Source organism: Bradyrhizobium sp., from assembly GCF_030654605.1.
Taxonomy (GTDB): Bacteria; Pseudomonadota; Alphaproteobacteria; order Rhizobiales; family Xanthobacteraceae; genus Bradyrhizobium.
Map to the genome: position 1 here is coordinate 1 of NZ_JAURXB010000262.1, position 3,630 is coordinate 3,630.

At 61.7% G+C, this 3,630-nt stretch carries 3 protein-coding genes; all 3 read right to left on the reverse strand.

Annotated features, from left to right (window positions below):
- Positions 1-683, reverse strand: a 683-nt coding sequence (locus Q7U29_RS23775) for a sulfatase-like hydrolase/transferase (RefSeq protein ID WP_304745404.1), incomplete at its 3' end; no start/stop codon positions are given.
- Between the two features lie 2 nt (positions 684-685).
- Positions 686-3,097 (reverse strand): putative nucleotide-diphospho-sugar transferase, encoded by a 2,412-nt coding sequence (locus Q7U29_RS23780; protein WP_304745406.1) that lies wholly within the window; start codon positions 3,095-3,097, stop codon positions 686-688.
- A 116-nt stretch (positions 3,098-3,213) separates the two neighbouring features.
- On the reverse strand, positions 3,214-3,630 hold a 417-nt coding region (locus Q7U29_RS23785), incomplete at its 5' end, for a heme-binding protein (RefSeq protein WP_304745408.1).

Here is a 3,630-nt window from a genome sequence, read left to right on the forward strand (position 1 = left end):
TAGGACAGGTGCATGCACCAGGGCCGGCCGTCGGCTTCGGCCTCGGTGATGAAATCCATCGCGCGCCGCGTCATGTAGGGCGTCTCGGAATCCTCTTCCGCGACGCGGGCGGCCTTGTCGGCATGCACCAGCAGCCAGCCATTCTGCAGCGAGCCGTCTTCGTCGGCGCCGGAATTGGCCCAATGCTCCCACGGATTGGTAGCCTCGTAGCCGCGCTCCCGCAGATAGGCGTCGTATTTCGGGCGCGGCCGGCCGGTCGGGTGCAGGCCGTCGTCGCGCTCATAGGGTTCGAAGCCGCATTCGGTCACGTGCACGCCGATGATCGAATCCGGCGCGATCCCCAGCATCTTCAGGCCTTCGAGATCCGGCGTCATGTGGGTCTTGCCGACCAGCACGTTGCGCACGCCGATCCTGTTCAGGTGATCGCCGAGCGTCGGCTCGCCGACCCGCAGCGGCCAGCCGTTCCAGTGCGAGCCATGCGAGCGCATGTAGCGGCCTGTGTAAAACGACATCCGCGACGGGCCGCAGATCGGCGATTGCACATAGGCGTTGGAGAACCGCACGCCGCGCTTGGCCATCGCGTCGATATTCGGCGTCTTCAGGGTCGGGTGTCCGGTGCAACCCAGATAATCATAGCGAAGCTGGTCGCACATGATCCACAGGACGTTCTTGGGTGGTGACATGGTTAGGCTTCGCTCCGGTTGTAGGAATCGACGTAATTAAAACTGATGGAAAACAACGGCAACCCGAGGCGGCGGCCGGGCTGGTCATTGACGGATGGCTCGGCCAGTTCCCGCACGATCACGACGACGTCGGTTTCGCATGGCGGTACCGACGGGGCCTTGATGTTGAACGTCAGCTTTCCGCCGTCGATCGCAATATCGGTCGATGATAGCATTCGCCCTCCCGCGACCACAGCCATATCCGATGCGACAAGTCCGGGACGCAGGTTTCGCGTCTCCAGCGTCAACGTCCCCTGGCCGGCAACAAGCGCGAGGCGCAGCAGGAAAACCGGCTGGGTCCAACGAAAACTCCCTTCGCCCAGATGTTCCATGGAGTACAAGCCGACAACGGTCTGCCGGCCGGTTGCGGCAATCGGCCACTTTCGTTTCCCCATCCGGGTTTGGAGGGATTGCAGCGGATTGTGCGCCATCCAGATCATCTGCCCGGTTCGAACGACCCGACTATGGGCTTTGAGGAATCGCCGCCACAGCGTTGCTTCCGACACCGGCAGGTGCATCACCAGGAATTCGTCCGCAGCGGTCCTTGCCGCGAGCATTCTCGCCCGGTCCCGCAGGCTGACCAGTGCTGCCGACCAGAGAGGGGTGGTTTGCGCCAATAAATCCATGGCCTTGCGGGGCCGGTGCAGCGCCGTCACCACCAGCGCCCCGACCATGCTGCGCGCATGCCGCGCCGCCAGAATCATGTTGGCGTCCTGACTTGGCGGAGGTCCAAAATACTTCTCGAAGAAGATGGGATCGTTTGCGATCCGCGCATTCATCTCGCCCTGTGCGTAGTCTGCGGTATCGTCGTGGTGATGCGATATCTCTCGGGAATCGTCGTGCATGACGACGGAGGTCGGCAGCGCCGAGATGGCATAGCCGCATTGGTTCATGCGAGCTGACAGCAGCGGCGGGGCAAACTGGCCGTATTCCGGCTCGAAGGGCCCGACTTCCTCGAAGACGTCGCTCCGGATTGCAAACGCCGTACGATGAAAGCGGGGCCATGTCGAACTCGCGGACCAGCCGGCCTGGATCTCCGCAAACCATCGCTTCATGAGCGCCGCGACGTGGTGGCCACCGATATTATCGATGCGAAAATTGCACGCCTCGCCGTCCGGGTTCGCCGCAATCCACGCGGCGAGGGTGGACAGATTGTCCCGCTGGGCCACGCCATGAGCCTCAACGAACAGCAGCCATGGCGTGCCGGCCTGCTGCGCGCCTTCGTTCCAGTAATCGGCCTCACGCCCGTCTGCCGCGACGCGCAGGATGGCATCCTGACTTCGCAAGACACGCCGCAGTCTGGCTTCGTCAAGCTCCGTCCCAGCCCCTGCCACCACGATGACGCGATATGAAGGGCTGTCGAGATCCTGTTGTTCGGTCCAGAGCCGGACCCGCGCGTCGACATCCCCGCGCACGTCAAAGACGGGATAAATGACGGTCAGCAGGGGCGAGGGTTCCGACTGGGCCGCAAGGTCGGCCCCTGCCGCGGCAGCCTCCGTTGCCGTGGCTTGATTCACCAGCGCTGCATCGTCGAGCAGCCAGGTGCCGGTGCCAGTCAGCAGCTTGCGCTTGTCTTCAATTCCGACCGTCCAGTTCGCATGGAAAACGAACGGCATCAGTTCGCCTTCGATCCGGCATGGACTGGCACCGGAATTCAGCAAATTCCGGTATCCAAGTCCGTTTGGAAACAGCATTTCGGGCAACGGGCAAATGTCGCGTAACCAAGTGATGTCGTTTTCAATGAGATGCTGAGCGGCGACCTGATCGTCGTCGACGTCGTCGCTGCCAAGCTGGGCGGAATGGAATTCGATCAAAGCATCGAGGAAGGCAGTCGTCCGCTTCGATTGCGTGAATGAGGCAAATCCCCAGCACAGTGCGGGCGGGAATCGCGGCAATCCCTCGGTCTGGATGGCGATGGGATAGACCCGCGCCACCTGAATGAGATAGGGAAGCGGATTCCTGATCCAGGAGACGTCGAGATCCGCATAGACCACATGCGCATGAACCTCGATCAATTGCCGGATGAAGAATACCTTCTTCCACGAGATCTCGGTAAAGGAACGCGATCCGAAGCTGGAATACGAGGTCATCTCGCTGGCGTTCTCGGAAAACCTCGGGTTGGAAACAACATGGATGTCGGCGGAATACGATCGCGTGACGCTCTTCACCGACCGCCGCGCATTGAGGGGGCAGCCGACATAGATTTGACGGGCCTCGACGCCGGTCTGCAGAATTCCCTTGATGGCGTTTGAGAGGAATGCCTCCATCCCGCCGGTGCAGAACAGGGCGACGACAGGCGCAAAACCCGCGGGGTCGTTAGTGCCCGTCATGTCGTCTTTCCTACCCTCGAGCCGCCGCTGCTCGCGATTTTCCAAGTATATTGAAACGTAATCGACGTAATGCGCCCGAGATCTTGCGTAGGTCTCCTGAAACTGGCTCTGACTCTTGTCTACATAGTCGACCTTCGCCGGTGCATGGGGCTGGGCTCGGGCTATCCCGCGTTGGCCTTCAATCCGACGGCCTCGATACCCGCGATCGCGCAGATCTCGTCATTGTCCGAAGTGTCGCCGCTGACGCCGACAGCTCCGAGCAAGACGCTGGCGCCATTCTGGATCAGCACGCCGCCGGGCACCGGAATCAGCCGGCCCTGCGCCATCGTGTTCACCGCGCTAACGAAGTAGGCCTGTTCCTGGGCACGTTGGAACAGCGCTCTTGAACCCATGCCCATTGCCAATGCGCCGTAGGCCTTGCCATGGGCGATCTCGCTGCGCATCAGGCTGGTGCCATCCTGAGCCGCGGAGATTTTGACGCAACCGCGCGCATCGAGAACGGTGACCACGAGGGGTTTCAGTTTCTTCTCGACGCCCTTTGCGAGAGCGACGTCGAGAATCTTGCGGGCGACGTCGAG